Raw genomic sequence first — 25722 nt, forward strand, 5'->3', positions numbered from 1 at the left:
CTGTTCCACTAGAACCTGACGGCCAGATCGAGAAGCAGCTTGGTCGATTCCTTGCCCGCGTCGCTGCCCGGCACCGCGTGCGTCGTATGGGCGCCCTCGATCGCCCCGGCGATATTATACGGCAGCCAGAACCGCACGCCGCCGCCCACCGAGACGATATTCTGATTGGGCAGCGACAGGCTGTGGTTCATGTACCAGGTCTCCGCCGCGTCGGCGTAGACATAAGGCTGCAGGCCCTGGACGAAGAAATCGGCGAAGCGGATGTCGTAGCGCAGCTCCGCCGAGCCGCCCAGGCCGTGGTCGCCGGTGATCGCGCCGGGATCGTAGCCGCGGCCGATCTGGGTGCCGCCGAAGGCAATCTGCTCGCCGGTGATGAGCCGGTCGAACGCGACCTGGCCCTGCGCGTTCAGCGCGGTGCTGAACGCGCCGCCGAGCGGCAGGACCAGCCGCGTCGTGCCCGTCAGCTTGGTGAAATCGGTGTGGCCGCCCAGCCGCGACAGCGTCGGCGCCCCATTGGCGGTGGCGCCCAGGATCGGCAGGCCCTGCGACACATCGAAGGTCGAGGTCCACACCGCATTGCCCCAGAAGCCGGCGCGCTGATAGCTGCCGCCGAGGTCGATCACCCGCCACTGGTCGTGGCTGACCGGGCCGGCGACATCGACGCGGGCGTCCTGCGCGGTGAAGCCGCCGTCCAGGATCAGCGACTCGGCCCGGCTGCGGATCAAGGGATAGGTCAGCCGCCCGCCGGCCGCCCAGCTGTCGGTCAGCACGTTGAAGGCGGACAGCGTCGAGCCCGGCTCGCCATGGGTGACCGTGCCGACCAGCGTGCCGACCAGGCCGTCGTCGCCGATGGCGCGGCGGTAGCGCAGCGTGCCGGCGATCTGCTCCAGCGAGCTCGGCGAGGAGGTGACGGTGGCGGCGAGCTGGTCGGCGCCGAAGATCGAGTTGAACTCGACATCGCCCTGCACCGTCCAGATGCCGGAGAAGCGCGAGCCGCGGTCGTCGACCGAGACGCCGCCGGTCATCGGCGGCTGGGAGATGTCGACCACCAGGTCGGAGGCGCCGGGCTTGTCGGGCGAGGGCTTCAGCACGCCGGCGGCGCTGACGCCCGGGATGTCGTTGGTGAGCAGAAGGCCGCGCTCCACCACTTCGAGGCTGGGCGGGCGCGACAGCATCGCCGGGCGCAGATAGCCGTCGATGTCGCGCCGCGTGGCGTTGTCGCCGCCCTGCACGGTGACGGCGCCGAGATAGCCCTCCACGACATTGATGGTGAACACGCCGTCGCGCACGCGCTGCGGCGGCACGAAGGCGCGCACCAGCAGGTAGCCCTTGTCGCGATAGGCTTTCTCGATGGCGTCGGCGACATCGATGATGTCGCCCAGCGTCACGTCCTTGCCGATCAGCCCGGCATAGAGCGGGCGGAATTGCTCGGCCGCGATCTTGGCCGAACCGACGACCTTGATGTCGGCGAGCTTGAAGCGCACCTCGTCGACCGCGCGCGGCACGGCGGAGCGGTGCGGCGTGACGATGCTGAAATCGAAGTCGGGCTGCGGCGGCGCGGCGGGACCCTGCCGGTCGCGGCCGGGCTGCACGGCGCCGGGCAGGACCTGCGCGGCCGCGGGCAAGGCGGCCAGCGGCGCAAGGACGCCGAGCGCCAATGCCGCTCGGCCGGCGCCCGTGAGCGCAAACACGTCCTTTCGAAAACCCGTCACCCCAGTCCCCACTCGCACGCGCACCCAGCGGCCCGGCCACCGCCAAACCCCAATCCGGGCGACATAAGAATTTTATAAGTGTCTCAATCCGCCACGTTTTATCAGCGCCAACACTCGTATAGCGAGGGAAATAAGCAGGTTTCGGGCCGCGCCGGGGCTGGGAAGTCAAAAATAATCAGGTCGCCGTCCCAGCGTTCCAAAATTCGCCACTGCCCGGTCCGGGATCGTACCGGCCAGCGCGATCAAGTGTTTTCTCTGCCTACAAAACGAACATGTCCAATATTTCATCTTTCCGCCATACGCGACCCACTAGGCCGGTGTGCCTGGCGCGGGACAAACTCCCGGCGCGGCGCCTTTGCCGTGGCCAAGGACGGGAGTGGGAACGTGAATAGGAGTGTAAAGACGGGATTGGGCGTGGCGGCGTTGGCGGCGACGCTGACGGCGGGGGTGTTCATCGGCCAGGCGCTGGCGGCCCAGCCGCACATGCACGCCGCGCTCGACGACCTGCGCGCCGCGAAGGGGGAACTCGAGGCGGCCGAGCACAACAAGGCGGGCCATCGCGCCGAGGCGCTGCGCCTGACCAACGAAGCCATCCGCGAGACCGAAGAGGGCATCGCGGACGCTTATTAGAGTCGTTTCGGTTTGAGCTTTCTCGACACCAGCGCCGTTCGCTGGATTCAAACTACAGGTGTCATGGCCCGCGAATGCGGGCCACCCAGTTGAAATCTGCGCAGATTTCAACTGGGTCCGCCGCATTCGCGGCGGATGACACCGCGTGCTGCGAATATCTGACTCGGGACATTAGAAAGACGGATTGTTCTTCCTGAACGGCTTCGGTCCCCCGGCGCCGTTTACTTTTTCTTAGGCATGGCGCTTGCGCCGCGCCGGCCATGAACGGCGCATCCTCGCGTGAACTGCCCCGGGATGGGACGGCCGGCCGGTTCGCCGCCGCGCGGCGCCACGCGCTGGCGGCGCTGGGCCCGTTCGCCATGGCGGGCGCCCATTTCCTGGCCTCGATCCTGTTCCTCAAGACCATGGCGCCGGCCGCTTTCGGCCTGTTCGCCTTCGTGCTGGTGGCTGTCCCGTTCTGGCTCGGAATCTCGGTCGCGCTCCTGGGCGCGCCGCTCGCCACCACGCGCCGGCCCGGCGACAGCGATTGGCGCGAATTGCCAACACTGATGAAGGCCAATCTCGTCTTCTGCCTCGTCGCGAGCGTCGCGGTGGCGGCCCTGATGGCGGCCAGCGGCGCCGACGGGGCGAGCGCGGCCTTGCTCGGCCTCTATGGCGGGGTGATGTGCCTGCGCTGGTTCGCGCGCTGGCTGGCCTATGCGACCCAGCGGCCCCTGCGGGCCGTGCTGTCGGATATCGCCTATGGCGTCCTCCTGGTGGCGGGGCTCGCGACGCTGGCCGCCCTGCGGGATCTGAGCATCGCGAGCGCGGCCGTCGTGCTGTGCTTCAGCGCCGGCGCGGGCCTGGCGGTCTTCGGCCGCGGCTTCCTGGTGCGGCAGTTCCGCTCGCTGCGCGACGGCGCGCTCGCCGCCTATGCCCCGATCTGGCGCGAGATGACGCAATGGGCGCTGCTCGGCGTGGTGACCTCGGAATTGTCGCTCAACGCGCATGCTTATCTCGTGACCTTCTTCGCCGGCCCCAAGGCCTTCGCGCTGATCGCGGCGGGCTCGCTGTTCATGCGGCCGGTGTCGCTCTGCCTGACCGCCCTGCCCGACCGCGAGCGCCCGCTGATGGTCCGTACCCTGATGAACGGCGACCGCGCCGGCACCGAGCGCTGCGTGCGCGAATTCCGCTCCGCCGCGGCGGCGATCTGGGTCCTCACCCTGGCGCTGTCGGCGGCGGCGCTGGCCTGGTTCCCGCGCGCGATCCTGAAATCCGATTACGGCCTCGGCGACATCCTCCTCGTCGTCGTGCTGTGGGCCGCGATCATGGCGGTGCGCGCCTGGCGCGCGCCCGAGGCGGTGCTGCTGCAGGCGGCGCGCGCCTTCCGCCCGCTCGCCAGCGCCAGCGTGATCTCGAGCGTCGTGGCGCTCACCACGACCGCCGCGCTGCTCCTGCTGTTCGGACCGGTGGCGTCTCTCGTGGGGATATTGATCGGCGACCTCGTGCTGACCGAACGCGTCTTCGCGCTGACGCGAAGCTGGAAACGCGAGCGCGGCTGGAGCCTCGCCGTCGCGGCGTCATAGCGCTGCAAAAATAATTTTCGCGGCAAGAAAATATCGTCCGCCGCATCGCAATCGAAAAACTTATCCCCGCAACAAATTCAAATCCTCCGCGTTCTCCGCGGCTCCGCGTGAATCCTCTGTCGGATAACCGCGCCGAAAATCACGCCGGAAAAAATTTCCGCCCGCCCCTTGAACCGAGTCGGTCCAGGCACCAAATCACTCACATCCCCATCATTGCAGGCATACCCAAACGGCGTCTCCGCCGTGGAGCAACCGCACATGACTCAGACCGCAACAACCTCCGACAACACGGCCGCGAGCCGCGCCGCGTTCTCGCCCCTGACCATGGAACGGTGATCGCCCGGCACGACGCTCACCGTCATCGCGGCGCAGCGGTCGCGCCACAGGAGCGCCGGATCGGGACGCTGCGGATCGGGAATCCGCGGCACGATGAGATGCACGGGCCCATTGTAGAAACCGGGCGCGTAATGCGCGATGGCGATGGTCGTCGCATCGGCCACCGCCTGCAGCGCCGAAGGAATGCGAAGGCCGGGGACCTGCTCGGCCGCCGCTTGCTCCAGTCCGAGCCGCAAGAGGAGCTTGTGACCGAAGGACAGGGCGGCCGTTCGCGCATAGCGCAGGCGCTCGCCCGTCGGGATTGCGCGCAAGGCGCGTGCATGATGGGCGGCGCGCCGCGACAGAAGCCCGAGCCACACGGCGAACGGCCAGTTCTCCGCGCTGGTCTGCGCGTCGATCAGCGTCAGCGACGCGGGCGGCTCGCCGGCCCGCGCCAGCAGCCGCGCCATCTCGAAGGCGATAAGGCCGCCCGACGAATAACCCGCGAGGTGGAAGGCCCCATGGGGACAGAGTTTGAGGATCTCGGCGATGTAGTCGTCCGCCATCGCGGCGATGGCGGTGGCGGGCGTTTCGCGTCCGTCGACGCCGCGCGCCTGGATGGCATAGACCGGTGCGTCGCCCGCGATGCGCCGGCCGGCGGCGAACAGCTCCATCACATTGCCGCCGAGGCCGTGCACGATGAAAAGCGGGATGCCCATGCCGTCCTTGATCGGCACCAGCGGGGAGAATTCCGCCACGCGGCGGTCGTCGATCGCGGCGGCGAGGCGGGCGATCGTCGGCGCCGCATAGATCGCCGTTACCGGCAGGCGGACGGCGAGCGCCTCTTCGAGGGCGAACATGAGTTCGAGCGTGGAAAGCGAATCCCCGCCGCAGTCGAAGAAATCGTCGTCGCGCCCGATGCGGTCGCGCTTCAGGACGCGGCGCCAGATCGCGGCGACGGTCTCCTCGGTCTTGCCGAGCGGCGCGGCGCTCGCCGGCGCGGCGCATTCGACCTCCTGGCGCTGCCGGTCCTCGTCGAGGGCGGCGAGCGCCGTCCTGTCGAGCTTGGCGCTGGCCAGCCGGGGAATGGCATCGATGCAATGGATGCGCTGCGGCTGCAGCGCGGCCGGCAGCGAGTCGCGCAGTGCCGCCTTGAGGCCCACGCTGTTGCCGACGACATAGGCAATGAGCCACCACTGCGCGCCGACGCGGCGCGGATAGACCGCGACGTCGCGGATGCCGGGCCGGCGGCGGATGGCGGCTTCGAGTTCGCCGGGCTCGACGCGCACGCCGCGGATCTTGATCTGGCGGTCCTTGCGGCCGACGAGGTCGATCAGCCCGTCGGCGCGCAGGCACACCAAATCGCCGGTGCGATGGATGCGGCAGGAAGGATCGTTCGGATCGGCCGGGAAATCGCCGGCATCGACCTTGCCGTCCACCCAGCGGCCGAGCGCGACATAGGGACTGCGCAGCACGAGTTCGCCGGCGTCGCCCGGCGTCGCGGCCTCGCCGCTTTCGCCGACCACCGCCAGCGCGTTGCCGGCGAGCGGATAGCCGAGCGGCACGCGCTCGCCCTCGCGCGGAAAATCCGCCGGCACGAACCACTGCATGATCGGCGCCTCGGTCGAGGAGTAACCCAGTTCGATGCGGCAATCGGGCGGCAGCCAGGCCCGGAGCGCGTCGATGTCGCTCCACAGCACCGCCTCGCCGCCGACGCGCAGCACGCGCAGCGAGGACGGCGCCGCGCCGAGCGGCGTCAGCGAGCGCAGCAGCGCCGGCACGGCATAGACGAGGGTGACGCCGGCGAGCCGGTCCAGGATCGCGCGCGCGCCGGCGCGCTGCACGTCGATGAGATGCAGCGTGGCGCCGCTCAACAGCGCCGTGAAGCGTTCGCGCAGGCCCGCGATGGTGCATTCCGAGCTCAGCGGCAGGAAGCGGTCGGTCTCGTCGATATGCGCGGCCTCGGCATATTGCGCCACGCGGCGCAGCAAGGCGCGCTGGCTGTTGACGATGCCCTTGGGCTTGCCGGTGCTGCCGGAGGTGAACAGAACGAAGGCCGGCGCGTCGGGTCCCACCGGCGCGAACGGCACGGCGGGCGAAATCTTGGACTCGCCAAGATCGATGCGGCGCACGCCTTGCGGCACGAGCTGGTCGGTTTCGGCGTCGTCGAACCGGCCGATCACGGCGGCCATGCCGCAATCCTTCACCACGCCCGCGAGCCAGGCCTGCGGATAATGGGAATCGAGCGGCACGAACAGCCGCCCCGCCGCGAGGCAGGCCAGCATGGCGACGGAAAAGTCGCAGCACGACGGCAGCAGAATGCCGACGAGATCGCCTTGCGCCGTTTCAGAGGCGATCCGCTGCGCCAGCGCGCGCGCCGCCGCCAGCGTCTCGGCATAACTGAGGGACCGCGCACCATCGTCGAGCGCGATGCGGTCGGGATGGCGCGACGCGGCCTTGGCAAAGAGTTCGAAGATCGGCTGGCCGAGATCGATTTGCGTCGTCGCGGCGCGCGCGACGGGGCCGTTCCAATCCAACGGATAGTTGGAGCGGTCGAGCCAAGGCGCGGTGAGACGGTCGAGCACGAGCGTTTGCGGTCGTTTGCGGCGGCGAACCTAGCCTCCGCGTGAAAAACAAATCCTGAATGCGGAGCGCGAGTCCAAGATTGGGACAGGCACGATCCGTGCAGAGATGTCGCATGCAGGTTTCAGTCCCGGATAACGGGCACGATCTTCGTGCCGATCCGGTGCAGCAGGAGGCCAAGATGCTTCACGTCGATACAGCCAAGCTTCTTCCCGCCAATGACAGCGAACCCGTGGCCCTGCCGCGCCTCACCCCGGCCGAGCAGCCCTTCCCCAAGCTGATCGGGCTGGAGATCACCCAGGCGACGCCCAAGCGCGTCCGCGCCACGCTCGCCGCCCGCAACGAGCTCTGCCGCTCCGGTGGCACGCTGCATGGCGGCGCGCTGATGTCGCTGGCCGACATCGTCGCCTCCTGCGGCGCCTTCCTCAACCTGCCCGAGGGCGCGGCCACGACCACGATCGAAAGCAAGACGAACTTCATCGGCGCGGCCAAGGCCGGCGAGCCGGTGTTCGCCGAGGCCGTGGCGCTGCATGTCGGCCGCCGCAGCTCGGTCTGGCAGACCACCATCACCCGCGCCGACGGCAAGCTGGTGGCAATGGTGATCCAGACCCAGATGGTGATCTGAAACCACCCTCCCTCAAGGGGAGGGTAGGAAACCGCCCGTCCTCCCCCTACTCTCGCCCCGCACAATCCGGGGCACCGTCATGTCATCCCTCCAGGCCGATCCCTACGCCCGCGCGGCGGCGAAGTTCGCGCTGTCGTGCAAGCTCGCCAGCATCGAGGCGCTGATCGACTGGGACGCCCAGACCAACATGCCCAAGGGCGGAAGCTGGGCGCGCGGCGAACAGCGCGGCGCGCTGGCGGAGGTCACATCCGATCTCACCGGCTCGCCCGAGGTCGGCGCCCTGCTCGACGAGGCCCAAGGCTATGCCGACGCGCTCGACGAAGCCGATCGCGCCAATCTCAAGGAGATGCGCCGGCTCTGGGTGCACCGCGCGGCGGTGCCCAAGGATCTGGTCGTCGAGCGCGCCCGCGTCAGCCAGGCGCTGCAGGCGGCGTGGCTGGAGGCGAAAGCCACCAGCGACTTCGCGCTGTTCGCGCCGGGTTTCAAGACGTTGATGGCGATCCACAAGGAGGTGGCGGCCGCCAAGGGCGCCGCGCTCGGCCTTCAGCCTTACGACGCGATGATGGACGAGATGGATCCGGGCCTGACCTCCGCCATCATCGATCCGATCTTCGACGATCTGGCCGCCAACCTGCCCAGCATCCTCGCCGAGGTGCGCGAGCGCCAGAAATCGTGGCCCGCGGTTCTGGAATTCGGCGGCGACTTCTCCAAGGAGCGCCAGAAGGCGTTGGCGCAAAAGCTGGCCGCCGTCGTCGGCCATTCGCCCGAGACCAGCCGCATCGACGAGGCGCCGCATCCCTTCTCGATGCCGCATTCGCCGGGCGATGTGCGTTTCACGACGCGCTACAGCGAGGACAAGTTCCGCTATTCCGTGACGGCGACGCTGCACGAGGCGGGGCATGCGATGTACGAGCTGAACCTGCCGCGCAAGCTCGCCTTCTCGCCCGTCGGCTTCGCGCGCGGCGCGACCGCGCATGAAAGCCAGTCGCTGATGCTGGAGATGATGGCCGGACGATCCAAGGCGTTTCTTCGGTTCCTGAGCCCCTTGCTGCACGACCATCTCGGCGGCGAGGCGGCGTCCTGGGCGCCGCGCAACGTGCTGAACTTCTTCCGCCGCGTCGACGACGATTTCATCCGCGTCAACGCCGACGAGATTTCCTATCCGCTGCATGTGATCCTGCGCTACCGCCTCGAACGCGCGCTGCTGTCGGGCGATCTTGCGGTGGACGACATTCCGGGCGCCTGGAACGAGATGTTCGCCAAGCTGTTCGGCCGCGTGCCGCCCAACCACGCCAAGGGCTGCCTGCAGGACATCCATTGGGCGGCGGCGCTGTTCGGTTATTTCCCGAACTACGCGCTGGGCGAAGCCTTGGCGGCGCAATTGTTCGAGACCGCCTGCGCCGCCGATCCGTCGATCCTGCCGGCGCTGGGCAACGGCGACTTCAGGCCCTATTTCGCCTGGGTGCGCCCGCGCATCCACGAACAGGCGAGCTTGAAAAGCTTCGACGATATCGTCGTCGCGGCCACCGGCTCGAAACTCTCGGGCGCAGCGCTGAAGCGCCACGTCCGCCGCCGCTATCTGGAAGAAGCACTGGACTAAACTCGACCGGAGCTCAGAACTTCTGGCTGAACCGCAATCCGATCTGGCGCGGCGTGTTGGTCGCGACATAGGGCTCGGCACCGCAGATCTGCACGGTGCACTCGGCGTAGCGGTAGAGATCGTCGCGCTCGTCGAAGGCGTTCTGGATCGACAGTTCGAGCGCCCATTTGTCGGTCTCGATGCCGGTCGTGAAGTCGACATTGGTGAAGGCGCGCTGGCGCCCCAATGCCGCGCGGATCGGCACGTCGACTCCGGTGACCGGATTGGGCGCCATGACGCGCAAATCGGGCCAGCTCGCCCCCTGGTAGATCACGCTCGCCTGGATATGGCCGAGGAAATCGCGGACCAGCGGGAATTCGTAGCGCGCCGTCCAGTTGGTCTTGAATTTGGGCGTCGGCAGCGGCGTGCCGGCCGGCGCGTCGGCGGTGCCGGGGCAGACGGTAACGCCGACCGGTCCGCAATAATCCTTGGTCAGATGCGAGTCGTTGTAGGCGCCCGAGCCGTTGATCGTCAGGCCTGTCACCGGCATCCAGGTCACGTCGCTTTCCAGGCCGTAGATGCGGGCCGCGCCGGCATTGTGGATCTCGGTGAAGGAATTGAGCCCGAGGAACGAGAACTGGAAATTGTTCCAGTTCTCAAGATAAGCGGCGCCGTTGAAGATCAGGGTGTGGTCGAACCAGGCGGTCTTCCAGCCGATCTCGTAATTGGTCAGGCGGTCCGGCTGATAGGGCGGGATCGTGCCGCGGCGGTTGACGCCGCCCGGGCGGAAGCCGGTCGACCACGTCGCATAGAGCATGCGGTCGTCATCGAACTTGTAGCTCACGTTGATTTTGTGCGTGAAGCCGGATTCGTAGACGCTCTTGTCGAGATTGGTGCAGGGGCCGTTGTCGACACTGGTCGGCGCGAAGCACTGCGACACGCCGGTGTGCGAACTATAGTCGTCGGAGAACCCGAAGAAGCCCTTCAGCGAATTGGCGGCGTAGAAGACGCGGCCGCCGAGCGTGACGGTCAGCTTCGGAAGGACGTCGTAGGCGAGTTCGCCGAACAGCGCATAATCGTTGTCGTAGCGCTGCTGATCGGTCAGCCACAGCGTGCCCGGCCAGTTGGGCACCGAAAGCTGGGGCACGCCCGGATCGGCGTTGGCGTCGGACAGATTGGCGATCTGGTAGTTCTGCAGGATGTAGTGGCCCTGCCGCTCGTAGAACAGCCCGCCGACGAAGCGCAGATCGTTGTCCGCCGGCGTGGAGAAGCGCAGCTCCTGGCTGATCTTCGTGAAGTGATCCTTCTCGAAGATGTATTGCCTCGGATCGATGAAATTGCCGTGGTTGTCGTTGATATAGGCGCCGTAGCCGTACAGCGTGTCGTAGAAGAACGAATAGTCGGTGTAGTCCGAGGCGGCGTTGATCTGCCGGTCCATGTAGCCGCCGGCATAGGTGACGTCGAGATTGGCGATCTTGCCCTGGATCGTCAGCCCCGCCTGAACCCAGGTGTCGTGCGCGTATTCCGGGAAGAAGTGCTGTACCTTCAGGTCGCCGACGCTGGGATCGTAGGCGAAGATGCCGCTGGTCTGGGTGTGCTGCGCGATGACGGTCGGCGTGATCGTCCAGTTGTCGTCGAGATCGAACTCCAACGCGGCGCGGCCGCCATAGGTATCGACGCTGTTGAAATTGTTCTTGGCGATGGAGGCGTTGCTCACCGTCACGCCCGAGGTCGGGAAGAACCGCGTGCCCGGTACGTTGTCGATGTAGCCGGAGTCGTGTTCGCTGTAGCCGACGAGGCGGACGGCGACGTTATCGGCCAGCGGGATGTTGACGAAACCCTCGCCGCCATAGCCGATGCTGCCGTGGTCGACCGTGTTCACGCTCACGTCATAGGCGGCCGAGAAGGCGCTCGGATCGGGCTTGTTGGTGATGATGCGGATCGTGCCGGCCTCGGAGCTCGCGCCATACAGCGTGCCTTGCGGGCCCGACAGCGATTCGACGCGCGCGATGTCGTAGACATGCACGTCGAGGGCGCCGCCGATCGTGGTGATCGGCTGTTCGTCGAGATAGATGCCGACGGTCGGCAGCGAGCCGGAATGGTTGCCGTCATTGCCGCTCGATACGCCGCGCATCGAGACATTGGCGAAGCCCGGCCCGCCATTGCCGGCGCCGGCGCCGCCCACGGTATAGGTCACGCTGGGGAGGAATTTCACATAGTCTTCGAAATTCGTGACGTGCAGTTGTTCGAGCTTCTCGGTCGGCAACGCCTGGATGCTGAGCGGCGCGCGCTGGATGTCCTCGGAGCGCTTTTCGGCGGTGACCACCACGGTCTCGATGCCGGCCGGCTTGTCGGCATCGGCGGCGAAGGCCGGCCCCGTCAGCATCGTGGAGGTCAGCAGCACCTGCCAAAGCGCCGGCCGCACCCGGCCGCCCGTCGAAATCCCCCACATGCCCTGTCCCCTGGAAAAGTGGTACTCGAAACTACAGTCTCGCAAGTGTCACAAGTTGAAACCCCGGCCAAAGGGCCCGTCAATGCCGGGCGGGCGGCCGAGCTGCGGAAAAATGCTGCACTGCGCAAAAAGAGGCAGTTAAGTGTAATCCTGCAACACTGGGCCCAGCGCCGCCTTGAGGGGGCCGAGCCAGGGGTCGAAGTGCTGCCACTGATCGACGCCGTCGCGGAAGATCGGGCGGCGCACCTGTTCCGAGCTCGCGGTGCGCACCGCGCGGTCGTTCTGATAAAATTGCAGGCAGCCTTCCTCGAACGGCAGGCCGCAATAATCGAGCAGGCGGCGCACCTCCGCGTCCGGATCGTCGACCACGCGCTCATAGATCACGCGATGGATGCGCCCGGGCAGGACCTCGTCCATGTGGCGCATCAGTTCGACATAATCGGCGTAGTAGCGGCCGAGTTCGGTCAGGTCGTAGCTGAACGCCTGGCCGCGCGCGAAATGCTGTTTGAACGCCGAGAAGCAGCAGCCGAGCGGATGGCGCCGCGCATCGACGATCTTCGCGTTGGGCAGGATCAGGTGGATCAGCCCGGCATGGGCGAAATTGTTCGGCATCTTGTCGATGAAGAACCGCCGGCCGAGCTTGCGCTGTACCCGGGTGCGTTCGAGATATTCGGCGCCGAGGTCGGAGAACTCCTCGCGCGCGAGGTCCGCGAGCATCTCGGGATAATTCGACGCCTGGCTGCGCGCCTTGCGGCCGGAGAGCCGCCGGGCGATGGAGATGATGTCGGGCAGCTCCATCGTGCCTTCGACCTGGCTATGAGACGCCAGGATCTGTTCGAGCAGCGTCGAGCCGGCGCGCGGCAGCCCGACGACGAAGATCGGATCGGGCGCGAGGTTTCCCCAGCCGTCGCGCGCCGCGAAGAATTCGCGCGTGAACACGGCCTTGGAGCGGCGGACATGATCGGAGGTCTCGTCCGCGTCATAGATCACGGACGTCCGGCGCAGCGCATTGCCCTGCGCGTAGTGTTCGAACGCTTCGGCGTAGCGGCGCGCATCCTCCAGCGCCTTGCCGAGCGCGAAATGCAGATGATAGCGATCCTCGCCGCCCAGATCGGGCCGCGCCAGCCCGGCTTGCATCGTCTCGATGTCGGAGGCTGCGAAGGCGACGGTCTTGAGGTTCGCCAAGCTCCACCACGCCTCACCCAGCGTCGGCGCCAGCGACAGGGATTTGCGATAGGCGGCGATGCAATCGGCCTGGCGGCCCACGGCTTTCAGCGCATGGCCGTAGCTCATCCACGCCTTGGGCTGGTTGGGGAACGCCTTGAGCACGTCCTCGTAGCAGGCGATGGCCTTGGCGTATTCGCCGATCTGACCATAGGCCGCGCCCTTGAGGGCCCGATAGGCGGGATTGCGCGCGTCGTCGCGCTGCAAGATATCGATCTGGGCGATGGCCTCTTCGGATTTGTTCTGGCGATGCAGCACGATGGCATAGTTGTGCCGCGCCACCGCGAAAGCGGGCGCCAACTCCAGGCAGCGCGCCAGCAGGATTTCCGCGTCGCCATAGCGGCCCAGCCGCGCGCCGATCTCCGCCAGCATGCGCAGCGCCGCGATGTTCGACGGATCCGTCTTGAGGAACGCGCGCAGCAGCCTTTCGCCGGCCGCGAGCTTGTTGTCGCACAGCGCCATGGCGGCTTCGATCAGGCGCGGGTCCTTGGTCGCGAGGCGAAGCTGCTGCGCCGTGGCATCGGCCGCGCGCGCATCGTCGCCGATCAGCCCATATTGTTCGCCGAGGGCTGCCCAGGCGTCGCCGAAATCGGGATTGAGGCGGGTCGCCTTGCGCAGCGCGTCGATCGCCGCCTCGGTGTCGCCCAGCGCGGCGCGCGCCAGGCCGAGCTCGAACCAGACCGATGGCGCCTTCGGCTGCTCGGCGGCCAGCGCCTCCAGCGTGCCGCGCGATACGGCGACATTGCCCTGGCGCCGCTGCGCCGAGCCAAGGCAGAGCCGCGCCTGCGGATGGCCGGGCACCGCGCTCAAAATCTCGCGCGCCTGCGCCGCCGCCGCCGCCGGATCGCTGTCGAGCAGCCGCGCGGCATGCGCGAGCGCCGTCTGCAGCGATGCGGTGGCCTGGCTCATGCCGGCCGATCAGAGGGACAGGCGGCCGAGCCTGTCAACCGCGTGCAGAAAACCCGGAAATTGCCCTAAGGTGCCGCCATGACCGACGACAGATCGCCAACCCCGCGCGGCGAATTCCAGCGCCTGCGCGGCCGCTATGCCGGCTACACCCGCACGCGGCTGAAGCAGTTCGCGCGGCGGCTGAACCGCGCCATCTATCCCGACCGCGCCCCCGCCGAGCGGATCGAGCTGGCCGGACCGACCGACCGCATTCCGTTCGAACGCGCGAAAGACCTGGATTATCGCCCCGCCGAATTGGGCGCCCCGCTCGGCCCGCTCTGGGCGACCTATTGGGCGCGGATAACCGTGAAGATTCCGGAAGGCTGGCGTGGCGCCCGCGTCGACCTCTACTGGGACACCCGGTCCGAGGCCCTGATCTGGCGGGACGGACGCTCCGTTCAGGGCCTCAACAGCGGCCGTCACACCGCTCCCCTGACGCCGGCCGCCAGGGGCGGCGAGACTATCACTCTATATATTGAGATCGCGTGCAACCGAGCCTTCGGTGCCGCCGAAGCCGGCCATCCGGCGACCGAGGCCTATCAGCTCATCGCCTGCGACATCGGCCGCTTCGATCCCGACGCCTGGTCGCTGTTCCACGATTTCGACGTACTGCGCCAGCTTGAGGCCGACCGGGAGCCGCCGCAGACGCCGCGCTCGACCGGCGGCGTGGCACCCAAGCTGGTGCGGCCCGCGCTCGATACGACCTGGGCCGGCAAGCTGCTCCACGATCTGAACCGTGCCTGTAATCTGATCGATCCCGAAGACCGCACAACCTGGGATGCGGGGCGGCCAATTCTGGCCGGGCTGCTTGCGGCGAGGAACGGCACCGTGGCGCACGAACTCACCGCCATCGGCCACGCCCATATCGATACCGCCTGGCTGTGGCCGATCGAGGAGACGCGGCGCAAATGCCAGCGCAGCTTCGCCAACGTCCTGGCCCTGATGGAGGCGTATCCCGAATTCAAATTCGCCTGCTCCCAGGCGGCGCAATATGTGATGATGGAAGAGAGCGATCCCGATCTCTTCGCGCGCATCCGTGCCAAGGTCGCGAACGGCCAATGGATTCCCATCGGCGGGAGTTGGGTCGAGCCGGATTGCAACCTGCCGAGCGGCGAGTCGATCTGCCGGCAATTCCTCTACGGCCAGCGCTATTTCGAGAAGACCTTCGGCGCGCGCTCCCGCATTTTCTGGAACCCCGACGTGTTCGGCTATGCCGGGCAGTTGCCGCAATTGATGCGCGAGGCCGGCATGGACCGCTTCCTGACGCAGAAGCTGTCGTGGAACCGCTTCACCGTGCCGCCGCATCACAGCTTTCACTGGCGCGGCATCGATGGCAGCGCGGTGCTGACGCATTTTCCGCCGTCCGACACCTATACCGGCATGGGCACCGTCGAGGAGCTGCGCTACCACGCCGCGAACTACAAGGACGCCGACCGCTCGGGCGAGGCGCTCTATCTGTTCGGCTATGGCGACGGCGGCGGCGGGCCGAACGCGACCATGATCGAAACGCTGCGGCGGACCGGCGATCTGCTGGGCGTGCCGAAAAGCACCACCCGCGACCCGAACGACTTCTACGACCGTCTTGAACGCGAAGCCGGCGACTTCGCGACGATCGAGGGCGAGCTCTATTTCGAGTACCACCGCGGCACCTATACCAGCCAGACCGAGGTCAAGCGGCTCAACCGCCTGATCGAGGGGCGATTGCAGACGCTGGAATTGCTTTGTACCGCCGCAATGCTCGCGAACGTGAAGGCGCCGACACGCGACGAGATCGAGAACCTCTGGCGCGTGCTGCTGACCAACCAGTTCCACGATATCCTGCCCGGCAGCAGCATCGGCGAGGTATATATCCGTACACGGATGGAGTTGGCCGAACTGGCGGAACAGGCCGAGGCGCTTTCGCAAAAGCTGCTCGATGACTTGTCGAGTGGCGGCGGCACCACGCCGTTCAATCCCACCGGTTTCGCGCGGGACGAGATCGTCGCCGCGCCCGATGGCCGTTTGCAGCGCGTCGTCGCGGAGCCCTTCTCGGCCGGCCGGAGCGAAACGGCGCCGAGAAGCGTGCGCGTCGAGGATGCCGGCGATATCGTCCTCGACAATGGCCGGCTTCGCGCGGTGCTGGGCAAGGACGGAAGCGTTCTTTCGCTGACGCATCTTGCAAGCGGCCACGAAGCCCTTGCCGGCAAGGCCAACCGTTTCGTCTTCTACGACGACCGGCCGACGGAGTACGAGGCCTGGGACATCGATCCCTTCGCGCTGGAGACCGGCCGGGAATGCGCGCCCGCCGAAAGCTGCGAGATCGTCGCGCACGGGCCGCTGCGCGCCGAAGTGCGGTTCGCCCGCCGGATCGGCAAGAAAAGCCGACTGACGCAGACCGTCCGCCTGGACGCCGGCGCCGATCGGCTCGAATTCGACACCGAGATCGATTGGCACGAGCGGCGCACGCTGCTGAAAGTCGCCTTCCCGCTTGCCGTCCAGGCACCGCGCGCGACCTACGAGACGATGTTCGGCGCCGTCGAGCGGCCGACCCACGCCAACACCGATGCCGACCTGGCGCAATATGAGGTGCCCGGCCATCGCTGGGCCGATCTGTCGGAACCCGGTTTTGGCGTCTCGCTGCTGACCGATTCCCGCTACGGCTATGCGACGTTCGAGAACGTCATGAGTCTCAGCCTGCTGCGCGGCACGCAATCGCCCGACCGCATGGCGGATATCGGCATCCATCGCCTGCGCTATGCGCTCTATCCGCATGCGGACGATTGGCGGCGGGCCGGCACGGTCGTGCAGGCCGCGCTTTTCAATCGCCCGTTGCTGTGGGCGAAGGGCGCGCCGGCCGCGATCCTGTCGAAGCCGCTGGTTTCGGCCGAACCCGGGAACGTCGTGATCGATACGATCAAGCCGGCGGAAGACGGGATGGGCTGGATCGTGCGGCTCCATGAAAGCAGCGGCGACTCGACCGAGGCGCGGCTGGCTTTCGGCACGGCGGTGCACGGCATCGCGCGCAGCAACACGCTGGAGGATGCCGGCGAACCGATTCCGTTGAGCGGCAATATCTGCACTCTGCCTCTGCGGCCGTTTCAGATCGCGACCCTCAGGGTGCGATAGAAGCTTCCAGCCGCGCCACGAACTCGGCCTTTTGCGCGTCGTCGATCCAGCGCACCACCGCCACGACGTCGTGCTCATAGTCGATGAACACGATATTGTCGCCATTGCCGATAAAGGCGACCGCGTCCTCGCGCGCCGCCGGAAACAGCTTGCGGTCTGTGTTGAGGAACCAGTTCATGTAGCCATAGCCGGGATTGGGACCCGTCGGCGTCTTCGCCATCTTGATCCAGGCGTCGGAGAGAACCCGCTTGTCGTCCCACGTGCCATTGTTGAGACCGAGCAGGCCCATGCGCGCCAGGTCGCGCGCCGAGATGAACATGCCGCCGCCCCAATGCCCGCCGCCCGGAACGACATGGATACGCCGTCCGCCGATCGTCACCCAGGAATTGCGATAGCCTTCCCAATGCCACGCATCCGACGCGCCAATGGGCGTCATCAGATATTGGCGTAGCACGTCGGGAAGCGGCCGCTTCCAAAGATGCGTGAGCGCCAGGGCCAAAGCGTTCACGCGGACGTCGGAATACTTCCATTGCGCGCCGACCGGCGGCGGCCCGGCGGCGAGTTCGTCCCACGGATTCTTGCCCGGCCGGTCGGCCCACCACGGCTTGCCCCACATCGTGCCGACCCAGCCCGAGGTCTGGCGCAGCATCTGGTCCCAGGTGATCGGCCGGTTGTGCGCCACGAGGAAATCCGGCGTCGGCCGGACATAGTCGATGACCCGGTCGTTCACGTCGCGGATCATGTGGCGGTCATAGGCGATGCCGGCGATGGAGGAGAGGAATGTCTTGGTCACCGAATGCGTCATGTCGATCGCGCCGGTGTCGCCCCACTCGGCCACGATATAGCCGTGGCGGATGACGATGCCGTTGGCGGGCGCGTGCGGCTTCAGCGGGCCGATCGGATCGGAGAACGGTCCGGCGAATTGCAGCGGAATCGTGATGCGCAAATCGCGCTGGTCGATCACGCCATCGAGCGAGGCCGAGACCTCGGACTCGTTGGCGACCGCGAAATCGATCGCCGCCTTCAGCTTGGCGGGATCGAAACCCTCGGCCTGCGGCGTATGGGTCTGCCACATGCCCTTGGGCGGGAAATAATCGGCGGCGCGTGCCGGCACGGCGCCGGCGAAGGCGGTCGCGGCGAGCGCTAGGATGATGAAAGGCTTCAACGCTATCCCCGATTGGACGCGTTGTTATAGGGCTCGCCGGCGGCGCCGTCAGCCCGTCCCGGCCCTCGGAGACCTTGCGGCCCGTCTTGCGTCAGACCTTGATCTCGAGCCTGCACGAGAGGCCCCGAGGCAGAAATTCGAACCGCGCCGCACCCTGGTCGCCGCGCAGCGTGCGCTCGATCATCTGGGTGCCGAAGCCCTTTTTCCCGGGCGGTTTCGCGGCCGGCCCGCCTGTCTCGGTCCATTCCAGGCACAGCCTGTCGCGCGCGTCCGACAGCGACCAGGCGACCTGGATGGTGCCGGCTTCGTTCGACAGCGCGCCGTATTTGACGGCGTTGGTCCCGAGCTCATGGACCACCATCGCAAGCAGCAGCGCGTTCGAGGGATTGAGCTGAAACGCCGGACCCGCGAGCGCGAAGCGCGGCCGGTCGCTCTGCCGGAACGGCGCCAAGCCCCGCTCGACGACATCGAGAACACCGACCGATACCCAGCTTTTTTGCGTCAGAAGATCGTGCGCGTCGGCGAGCGCATGCAGCCGCGCGACGAACGCCGCGCGTTCCTCCTGCGGCGCGGAGCGGAATGTCTGCGAGGCGATCGCCTGCACGGTGCCAAGCGTGTTCTTGACGCGATGCTTGATCTCGTTGAGGAGGAGTTCACGGGCTTCCTCGCCTCGCTTGCGGTCGGAAATGTCGCGCGCGATCTTCGACGCGCCGACGATCTCGCCGCTTGCGCTCCTGATCGGCGAGACGGTCAACGAGATGTGGACCTGGCTGCCATCCTTGCGCAGGCGGACCGTTTCGTAGTGATCGATGCGGTCGCCGCGCCGGATGCGCTCGAGGATTCCGGGCTCCTCATTGTGCCGCTCGGTCGGGATCAGGACCAGGATCGGCTGGCCGATCATCTCCTCGGCGCGATAGCCGAACAGCCGTTCGGCGCCCGCGTTCCAACTGGTGACGATGCCGGTCAGATCCTTGCTGATGATCGCGTCGTCGGACGATGCGACGATGGCGGCGAGATGCAGCGCCGCATCGGGAACGGGCGGGGCCGCGGGGTGGACCGTCATGGGGCCCCTTGCAAAATCATCGATACGCATCCCACCCATATGTGCCTTCCGCCCCACTTTAGGGATGCTTTGGTAAGAAGATACAGCGGAGAAAGTTCCATGCCGCGGGGAACCAAAAATACCGTGCGGCGTTGCGCGATATTCATCCCCTACGCGCGTCGCGATGGCGGTCGGTCCGCGTTATCAGGCGGGCACTTAATTCACGCAAGGTACGGAATTGAACGATAACGCCCATACGCCGGTCGTGTTGCTCGTCGAAGACGAATGGCTCGTGCGGATGGAGATCGCGGACGCGCTGGCCGAACAGGGATGGCTGGTCGAGGAGGCCGGCAGCGGCGAAGCCGCGATGGCCTATCTCGCCTGCGAAAAGCCGCTCGACATCCTCATAACCGACATTCGGTTGGCCGGTCCGCTCGACGGCTGGGACGTGGCGCAGGCCGGCCGGCGTGCGTTTCCGGAGTTGCCGGTGATCTACGCCTCCGCCAGTCCGCGGGACGATTCGCGGATGGTGCCCGGCGGCGTGTTTCTGGGCAAGCCGTCGCGGACCGAGCTTCTGGTGACGGTCTGCAAGCGCCTGCTGGGCCCGGCGGGCACGGCTTAGGTCGGGTCGGCAACGCGATGCATCGGGGAACCAACGTTCCCCTGGAGGCTTTGCTATTCATGCATCGGAGGGTGCGGCGGAAGCGACAAGGAGTTTTCACTTGCAGGACCGCAGCCGCAATCATTTGCTCGCCTCGCTCGACGACCCCGATTGGCAGCGGATGGCACCGGAGCTTCAGCCGGTGAAGCTTGCCGTGCACAAGCAATTGGAAATACGCGGCGGTGCCGTGGAGTGGGTCTATTTTCTCCAAAGCGGCATTGCCTCCGTCATCGCCGAAAGTTCGGGCGGCCGCCAGGTCGAGACCGGAGTGATCGGATTCGAAGGCATGACCGGCACCGGTGTCGCGATGGGCGATCCCCGCGCCGCCCAGTTGATCGTCATGCAGATCGCGGGCGAGGGCCATCGGGTCGCCGCGCCGCGGCTGCGCGAATTGCTGGCGGAGAGTCCAAGCCTGCGCGACCGGCTGTTGCTGTTCGCGCGCGCCTTCGCGATCCAGGTGGCGCATACGGCGCTGGCCAACGGCGCCGGTCTCCTGGAACAGAGGCTGGCCCGCTGGCTTTTGATGCTGCACGACCGGGTCGAGGGCGACACGCTCGCGATCACGCATGACTACATCGCGACGATGCTGTCGGTGCGGCGCCCCGGCGTTTCCGTCGCGCTGAAGGTCCTGGAGGAACAGGGGCTGACGCGCGTTAATCGCGGACTGATCGCGATCGTCGACCGCCGGGGGCTCTGGGAGAAATCCGCCGGGTTCTATGGCCGCACCGAAGAGGAATATACGCGCCTCTTGGGCTGGACGTCGCCGCGCGGCTAGCTCAGAGGTCTTTGTCGTCGTCCAGCAATATGCGGTTGGCGTCGCCCTCCGGATCGTCATATTGGCCGCTGTTCAACGACCACAACAGAAGTCCGAGCGCGATCAAACCAAAAAGGAGCGCCGCGGCGATGATGACGGCGATGCCGTTCACGACAGCCTCGCAAGCCGCAAGGCGTTCAACGTGACGATCAGCGAAGAGGCCGCCATGGCGCCGGCGGCGATCAGTGGCGTCACCAGTCCGGCGGCTGCGAGCGGGATCGCGGCGAGATTGTAGACCGCGGCGAACGCGAAATTCTGCAGCACCAGGCGGCGGGCCTTGCGGGCGATATCGACCGCCTCGACGATCGGCGCGATGGAATCGCCGCGCAGCACCATGTCAGCGGCGCGCTGGCTGACATCGGCGGCGCTGCCGGGCGCGATGGAGACATGCGCCAAAGCGAGAGCGCCGGCATCGTTCAGCCCGTCGCCGATCATGAGCACGCGTTCGCCCCGCGCCCGCAGGGCCTGCATGTGCGCGGCCTTCTCGGCGGGACCGATGGCGGCCTGCCAGCACTCGATGCCGGCTTCTTGCGCGATCTGCATCGCCGGTTCGGCGCGGTCGCCGGTTAGCATCTCGACCGCAATGCCGCGCGCCTTGAGGTCGGCGATCGTCTGTTTGGTGTCGGGCCGGATCTTGTCGTGGAACTCGAACCGCACGGGCGCCGCGTCGCCGGCGCGGAACCACAATTCGCTGCCATTAGAGGCCAGCCCGGCGCCGCACCACAGCGCGCTTCCGAGGCGATGCTCTTCGCCGCCGACGGCGGCGGAGAGTCCGGCGCCGGCGATCTCCGTGACCCCGGCGGCAACCGGCCCCATGCCGGCGGCCCCGGCGACGGCGCGGGCGAGCGGATGGCGGCTGGCACGTGCGAGCCGCGCGGCTGCGTCCAGCGTGGCGTGCGGAATTTCGGCGGCGTTGCGCAGCTCGGGCGTGCCCAATGTCAGCGTTCCGGTCTTGTCGAACACCGCGCGGTCGATCTCGGCGAGGCGCTCCAAGGCGTCGCCGGACTTCACGAAGACGCCGCGATTGAACAGCCGGCCGGTGGCGACGATCTGCACCGCCGGCACCGCGAGACCCAGTGCGCAGGGACAGGTGATGATCAGAACGGCGATGGCGTTGGTCAACGCGACCGGCAGCGCGGCGCCGCCGACAAGCCACCCCGCGAACACCAGGAGCGATGCGACGGCGACGAAGGGCACATAGGCGCGCGCCGCGCGGTCGGCCAGGCGGACATAGAGGCTGCGCGTCTGCTGACCCGCTTCGAGCAGCCGCGCGAGATCGGCGACGAGCGAGTCGTCCACGCTCGCGGTGGCGCGCAGCACGACAGGGCGGCCGACGACGATGGTGCCCGCGCGCAGGACATCGCCGCGCCGGACCGCGACGGGCGCGCTCTCGCCGGTGACGAGCGAGATATCGGCATCGCTGTCGTCCTCGGCGACGCCATCGGCCGGAACGCGCTCGCCGCTGGCGAGCAGGATGCGGTCGCCGGCCGCGAGTTCGCGTGCCGCAACCGTTTCCATTTCTCCGGCTGCCTTCAGCCGGCGCGCGGTCACCGCCTGGAGCGCGACCAGATGCTGCGCCGCGCCGCGCGCACGGTCGCGCAGGAGATAGTCGAGATAACGGCCGATCAACAGCAGGAAAGCCAGCATGACGGCGGCGTCGAAATAGGTATGCGCGCCGTGCAACGCGGTCTGATAGAGGCTGAGCGCGAGCGACAAGAGGATCGCTAGGCTGATCGGCACATCCATGTTGGTCTGGCGCTTGGCGAGGCTTTTCAGCGCCGACTGGAAAAAGGGCTGCGCCGCGAACAGCGACACCGGCACGGCGATGGCGGCGGCGAGCCAGAAGAAAAGCTGGCGGGTCGCCGGGCTCATGTCGCTCGCGCCGTACCACACCGCGTCCGTCAGGCCGACGACGAACACCGTGCCGAAACCGGCGATGGCGAGGCATCGCAGCAGGCGCCTGCCCTCTTCCTCACCGGCGTCGAGCGACTGGGCGGCATCATAGGGCGCCGCTTCATAGCCCAGGGCCTGCACGCGATGGATAACGGCCAGCGGCGCGACGGCATCGCCCTGCCAGGCGACATGCAGCTTGCCGGTGGAGAGATTGAGGCGAGCCTCGGTCACGCCGGAAATGCCGCGCACCCCACCTTCGATCTTGGCGAGGCAGTTGGCGCAGCGCGCGCCGCGCACGGCGAGGTCCATGGCCGAGACGCCATCCGGCTCCGCCCGCACGAAGGCCGAATAATTGTCCGCCGGCGCCGCGCTCACGGCACCCATAGCCGGGCCGTCGCCTCGAACGGGACGCGCCGGTTGTCGTTCGACAGGAGGATGTCCCAGACGCCGGAGGTGACGTTGCCCGCATCGGCCCAATAGCGGCCGCCGCCGGCCGCGACGACGCGAAGGACATGGTCGCGATTCTCGTCCGCCGGATGGCGAAGCTCCGCCGCCAGCACCGCGCCGCCGGGCGCGCGACCGGCCGCGTCCTTCAAGCCGATCTCGATCCGCACATGGCCGTCCTTCAGCCGCTGTACCGCGACGTCGGCCTTCCAGCCCAACCGCGCCTGCGCGGCGCGGCGTTCGAGCGTCGTGTTGTATTCGATGCCCTGAAGATAGGGCTTCTGTTCGTCCTCGCCGCGGAACGTCTCGACCGAGATCACGATGAAATAGACGTTCACCGCGAAGATGCAGGCGAAGAAGACGCCCAGCCAGACGAGCACGCCGCGGCCGGTCAAGGGATGGGTCATGGCTGTTCTCCCGACACGAAGACGGCGCCGGCCTCGCGGGTCTCGCCGCCCTTGGCGTCGCGCAAGACGAAATCGATATCCTGCGAGCCGTCCCGCAGATCGGGGCGGGCGACGGTCACCAGAACGCGCACGGCGCGGACCTTGTCCGGATCGACCGCCAACTTGACCGGCAGCGAGACGACACCGAGGCCGATCACGTTCACTTTCGCGGCCTTGACGCCCGTAATCGACAGATAAAAGCCGCGTGCGGTATCGGCGTGATTCATCAGCTTGAGCGTATAGCCGTTGCGCACCGAACCGTCCGCCAGGGCGACGAAGTTCGGGTTGCGGTCGCGGATGACATCGAGGCCGATCGTGTGACGGGTCAGAAAGCTGAACAGCATGATCGCCGAAACGACGACCAGGACCGCACCGTACAGCAGGGTCCGCGGACGCACGAAGCGGAAGCGCGCTTGTTGGCCGGCCCCGCGGCGGCGCACATTGTCGTCGGTGTCGTAGGCGATCAGGCCCTTGGGCAGGCCGATGCGCGCCATCACGTCGTCGCAGGCGTCGATGCACAGTCCGCAATTGATGCATTCGAGCTGGGCGCCGTCGCGGATGTCGATGCCCATCGGGCAGGCGGCGACACACTGGTTGCAGTCGATGCAGGCGCCGCGGCCCTCCCAGGGCTGGCCTTTCTTGTGCGGGCCGCGCGGCTCGCCGCGGTCGGAGCGATAGGTGACGCCGAGCGCCTCATTGTCGGTCATCGCGCCCTGAATGCGCGGCCAGGGGCACATATAGGTGCAGACCTGCTCGCGCATCAGACCGCCCAGCGTATAGGTCGTGAAGGCCAGCACGGCGATCGCGGCGTAGACGACAAGGGAGGCGTGACCGGTGAAGAGGTCGGCGGCCAGCGTGGGAGCGTCGGTGAAGTAGAACACCCAGGCACCGCCCGTCGCGATGGCGATCAGAATCCAGATCGTGTGTTTGGAAACGCGCTTGGCGACCTTGCCTGCCGTCCAGGGCGAAGCGGCGAGGCGGATGCGGGCGGCACGGTCGCCTTCGATTAGGTTCTCGACATAGATGAACAGATCGGTCCACACCGTCTGTGGGCAGGCGTAGCCGCACCACAGCCGGCCGAACAGCGCGTTGATCAGAAACAGCGTGACGGCGGCCAGCACCAGCAGGCCGGTGATGTAATAGACCTCCTGCGGCCAGATCTCGATAGAGAAGAAGTAGAAACGCTCATGCGCGAGGTCGACGAGCACCGCTTGGTTGGGCGCCGACGGCCCGCGATCCCAGCGGATCCACGGCACCAGATAATAGATCCCGAGGGTGACGATCATCACCGCCCATTTCACCTTGCGAAAGGCGCCGTGGACCAGCTTGGGATAGATCGGGACGCGCGACTTGTAGAATTGGCGGTTGGCGGCGCTGTTGCTCGCCTGCGCGTCGGACCGCTCCACGCCATCGGCCGCGTGCGTGACGACCGGCGTGGCGTTACGCATCGTGATGACAGTGCGCGCGGTCACGATTTGCCTTACTCCCCGCCACCGAGGCTGTGAACGTAGACGGCCAACGCCTTGATCTCTTCCGGCGACAGGCGCCCGCCCCAGGTCGGCATCACGCCGCCATGGCCGTTCCAGATCTGGTCGTGGATGTCGTCGCGCGTCGGGCCGTAGAGCCAGTCATTGTCGGTGAGGTTCGGCGCGCCCACGGTGCGGTCGCCCTTGCCGGCCGGGCCGTGGCACATCGCGCAATTGTCGGCGAACAGCTTGGTCGCACGCGCGACGGCGCGGGCATCGGCTGGGCGGCCCGAGATGTGAACGACAAATTCCGTCAGATCGTCGACCTGTCCCGGCTTCAGGATGCCGTCGCGGCCGAAGGCCGGCATCTGCGACTGCCTCGTGTCGGGACTGGTCGAGCGCACGCCGACCGTGATCGTGTGCTGGATGTCGGCAAGCTTGCCGCCCCACAGCCAGACGTCGTCGTTGAGGTTCGGATAGCCGTGCGCGCCCTGTCCGCCGCTGCCATGGCAGGCGGCGCAGTTGTCGCCGAAGGTCGCGCGGCCCTCGGCCAGCGCGAACTGGAGCAAGTCCGGGTTCGCCTGGATCTGCGCGAGACTGGCATTGGCCAGCTCGCGATCCTTGCCGAGACGCGCGGCCTTGAGCGCGGCAACGTCGGCGGCGACTTCGTCGCGCTGCGAATGGTTAAGGACGCCATGGGTGTAACCATAGATGCCCGGCCATGCCGGCATCAGGATCCAATAACCGATCGCCCAGGCGATGCAGATGAAAAACAGGCCGAGCCACCAGCGCGGCAGCGGCGTGTTGAGCTCCTTGATTCCGTCCCATTCATGGCCGGTGGTCTCGGTGCCGGAGACCTGGTCGATGTCCTTGTCGTGGTCCGACATCAGATTTCTCCCTCGTTCAGGGGGATTTGCGCCGCTTCCTCGAAGCGCTTCTTGTTGGAGGGCCACAACGCATAGGCGAAGGCGACCGCGAACATGACGATGAAATAGACGGCGCCCCAGCTCTGGGCAAAGGCCAGCACGTCTTCGTAAGCCCAGCGTTCCATGA

Annotated in this window: 19 protein-coding genes; 7 read left to right on the plus strand and 12 right to left on the minus strand. The window is 67.1% G+C overall.

Features of this window, described 5'->3' with window-relative positions; translation table 11 throughout:
* Nucleotides 1–8: 8 nt before the first annotated feature.
* Nucleotides 9–1712 carry a ShlB/FhaC/HecB family hemolysin secretion/activation protein gene (locus WDM86_18065; protein ID MEI9991930.1) on the minus strand — a complete coding sequence of 568 codons (1704 nt, stop codon included), beginning with the start codon at nucleotides 1710–1712 and terminating at the stop codon, nucleotides 9–11.
* Nucleotides 1713–2096: 384 nt separating this feature from the next.
* On the opposite strand from WDM86_18065, the gene WDM86_18070 reads away from it, so the two are divergent.
* On the plus strand, nucleotides 2097–2342 hold the full coding sequence (locus WDM86_18070) for a hypothetical protein (protein ID MEI9991931.1): 246 nt from the start codon (nucleotides 2097–2099) through the stop codon (nucleotides 2340–2342).
* Nucleotides 2343–2602: 260 nt separating this feature from the next.
* Nucleotides 2603–3907: a hypothetical protein gene (locus tag WDM86_18075; protein MEI9991932.1), complete on the plus strand. Its 1305-nt coding sequence runs from the start codon at nucleotides 2603–2605 to the stop codon at nucleotides 3905–3907.
* A gap of 263 nt (nucleotides 3908–4170) precedes the next feature.
* On the opposite strand, the gene WDM86_18080 is transcribed toward WDM86_18075, so the two are convergent.
* Complete coding sequence (locus WDM86_18080; protein MEI9991933.1) at nucleotides 4171–6807, minus strand: alpha/beta fold hydrolase; 2637 nt, start codon at nucleotides 6805–6807, stop codon at nucleotides 4171–4173.
* A gap of 113 nt (nucleotides 6808–6920) precedes the next feature.
* On the opposite strand from WDM86_18080, the gene WDM86_18085 reads away from it, so the two are divergent.
* Together WDM86_18085 and WDM86_18090 are read left to right on the plus strand one after the other, a co-directional pair.
* Nucleotides 6921–7430 carry a PaaI family thioesterase gene (locus WDM86_18085; protein ID MEI9991934.1) on the plus strand — a complete coding sequence of 170 codons (510 nt, stop codon included), beginning with the start codon at nucleotides 6921–6923 and terminating at the stop codon, nucleotides 7428–7430.
* 79 nt (nucleotides 7431–7509) lie between these two features.
* A complete protein-coding gene (locus WDM86_18090) occupies nucleotides 7510–9030 on the plus strand; it encodes a carboxypeptidase M32 (protein ID MEI9991935.1) in 1521 nt (506 codons plus the stop codon).
* Nucleotides 9031–9043: 13 nt separating this feature from the next.
* Here WDM86_18090 and WDM86_18095 read toward each other — a convergent pair whose 3' ends face one another.
* Complete coding sequence (locus WDM86_18095; GenBank protein MEI9991936.1) at nucleotides 9044–11461, minus strand: TonB-dependent receptor; 2418 nt, start codon at nucleotides 11459–11461, stop codon at nucleotides 9044–9046.
* Between the two features lie 138 nt (nucleotides 11462–11599).
* Entirely contained in the window at nucleotides 11600–13594 is a 1995-nt protein-coding gene (locus WDM86_18100) for a sulfotransferase (protein MEI9991937.1), read from the minus strand.
* A gap of 78 nt (nucleotides 13595–13672) precedes the next feature.
* Here WDM86_18100 and WDM86_18105 point away from each other — a divergent pair, with 78 nt between their 5' ends.
* Nucleotides 13673–16738, plus strand: coding sequence for an alpha-mannosidase (locus WDM86_18105; GenBank protein MEI9991938.1), 3066 nt, complete (start codon nucleotides 13673–13675; stop codon nucleotides 16736–16738).
* Here WDM86_18105 and WDM86_18110 read toward each other — a convergent pair.
* Entirely contained in the window at nucleotides 16725–17903 is a 1179-nt protein-coding gene (locus WDM86_18110) for a serine hydrolase (GenBank protein MEI9991939.1), read from the minus strand. The genes WDM86_18105 and WDM86_18110 overlap by 14 nt on opposite strands.
* Nucleotides 17904–17994: 91 nt before the next feature.
* Nucleotides 17995–18966, minus strand: a complete 972-nt coding sequence (locus WDM86_18115) for a PAS domain S-box protein (protein ID MEI9991940.1) — start codon at nucleotides 18964–18966, stop codon at nucleotides 17995–17997.
* A gap of 217 nt (nucleotides 18967–19183) precedes the next feature.
* On the opposite strand from WDM86_18115, the gene WDM86_18120 reads away from it, so the two are divergent.
* Both WDM86_18120 and WDM86_18125 read left to right on the plus strand, forming a co-directional pair.
* Nucleotides 19184–19567 (plus strand): response regulator, encoded by a 384-nt coding sequence (locus WDM86_18120; protein MEI9991941.1) that lies wholly within the window; start codon nucleotides 19184–19186, stop codon nucleotides 19565–19567.
* Between the two features lie 100 nt (nucleotides 19568–19667).
* On the plus strand, nucleotides 19668–20381 hold the full coding sequence (locus WDM86_18125; GenBank protein MEI9991942.1) for a Crp/Fnr family transcriptional regulator: 714 nt from the start codon (nucleotides 19668–19670) through the stop codon (nucleotides 20379–20381).
* Nucleotide 20382: 1 nt separating this feature from the next.
* Here WDM86_18125 and ccoS read toward each other — a convergent pair whose 3' ends face one another.
* From ccoS to WDM86_18155, 6 genes are read right to left on the minus strand one after another with little or no spacing between them, the layout of a single operon-like run.
* On the minus strand, nucleotides 20383–20532 hold the full coding sequence (gene ccoS, locus WDM86_18130; GenBank protein MEI9991943.1) for a cbb3-type cytochrome oxidase assembly protein CcoS: 150 nt from the start codon (nucleotides 20530–20532) through the stop codon (nucleotides 20383–20385).
* Nucleotides 20529–22697, minus strand: coding sequence for a heavy metal translocating P-type ATPase (locus WDM86_18135; GenBank protein ID MEI9991944.1), 2169 nt, complete (start codon nucleotides 22695–22697; stop codon nucleotides 20529–20531). The genes ccoS and WDM86_18135 overlap by 4 nt, the downstream gene beginning before the upstream one ends.
* On the minus strand, nucleotides 22685–23164 hold the full coding sequence (locus WDM86_18140; GenBank protein MEI9991945.1) for a FixH family protein: 480 nt from the start codon (nucleotides 23162–23164) through the stop codon (nucleotides 22685–22687). Before WDM86_18140 ends, WDM86_18135 begins: the two co-directional genes overlap by 13 nt.
* A complete protein-coding gene (gene ccoG, locus WDM86_18145) occupies nucleotides 23161–24675 on the minus strand; it encodes a cytochrome c oxidase accessory protein CcoG (GenBank protein MEI9991946.1) in 1515 nt (504 codons plus the stop codon). Before ccoG ends, WDM86_18140 begins: the two co-directional genes overlap by 4 nt.
* 8 nt (nucleotides 24676–24683) lie before the next feature.
* On the minus strand, nucleotides 24684–25556 hold the full coding sequence (ccoP, locus tag WDM86_18150) for a cytochrome-c oxidase, cbb3-type subunit III (GenBank protein ID MEI9991947.1): 873 nt from the start codon (nucleotides 25554–25556) through the stop codon (nucleotides 24684–24686).
* A complete protein-coding gene (locus WDM86_18155; GenBank protein MEI9991948.1) occupies nucleotides 25556–25720 on the minus strand; it encodes a cbb3-type cytochrome c oxidase subunit 3 in 165 nt (54 codons plus the stop codon). The genes ccoP and WDM86_18155 overlap by 1 nt, the downstream gene beginning before the upstream one ends.
* Nucleotides 25721–25722 lie beyond the last annotated feature (2 nt).

Origin of the sequence: Rhizomicrobium sp. (genome assembly GCA_037200045.1) — a bacterium.
Lineage (GTDB): Bacteria > Pseudomonadota > Alphaproteobacteria > Micropepsales > Micropepsaceae > Rhizomicrobium.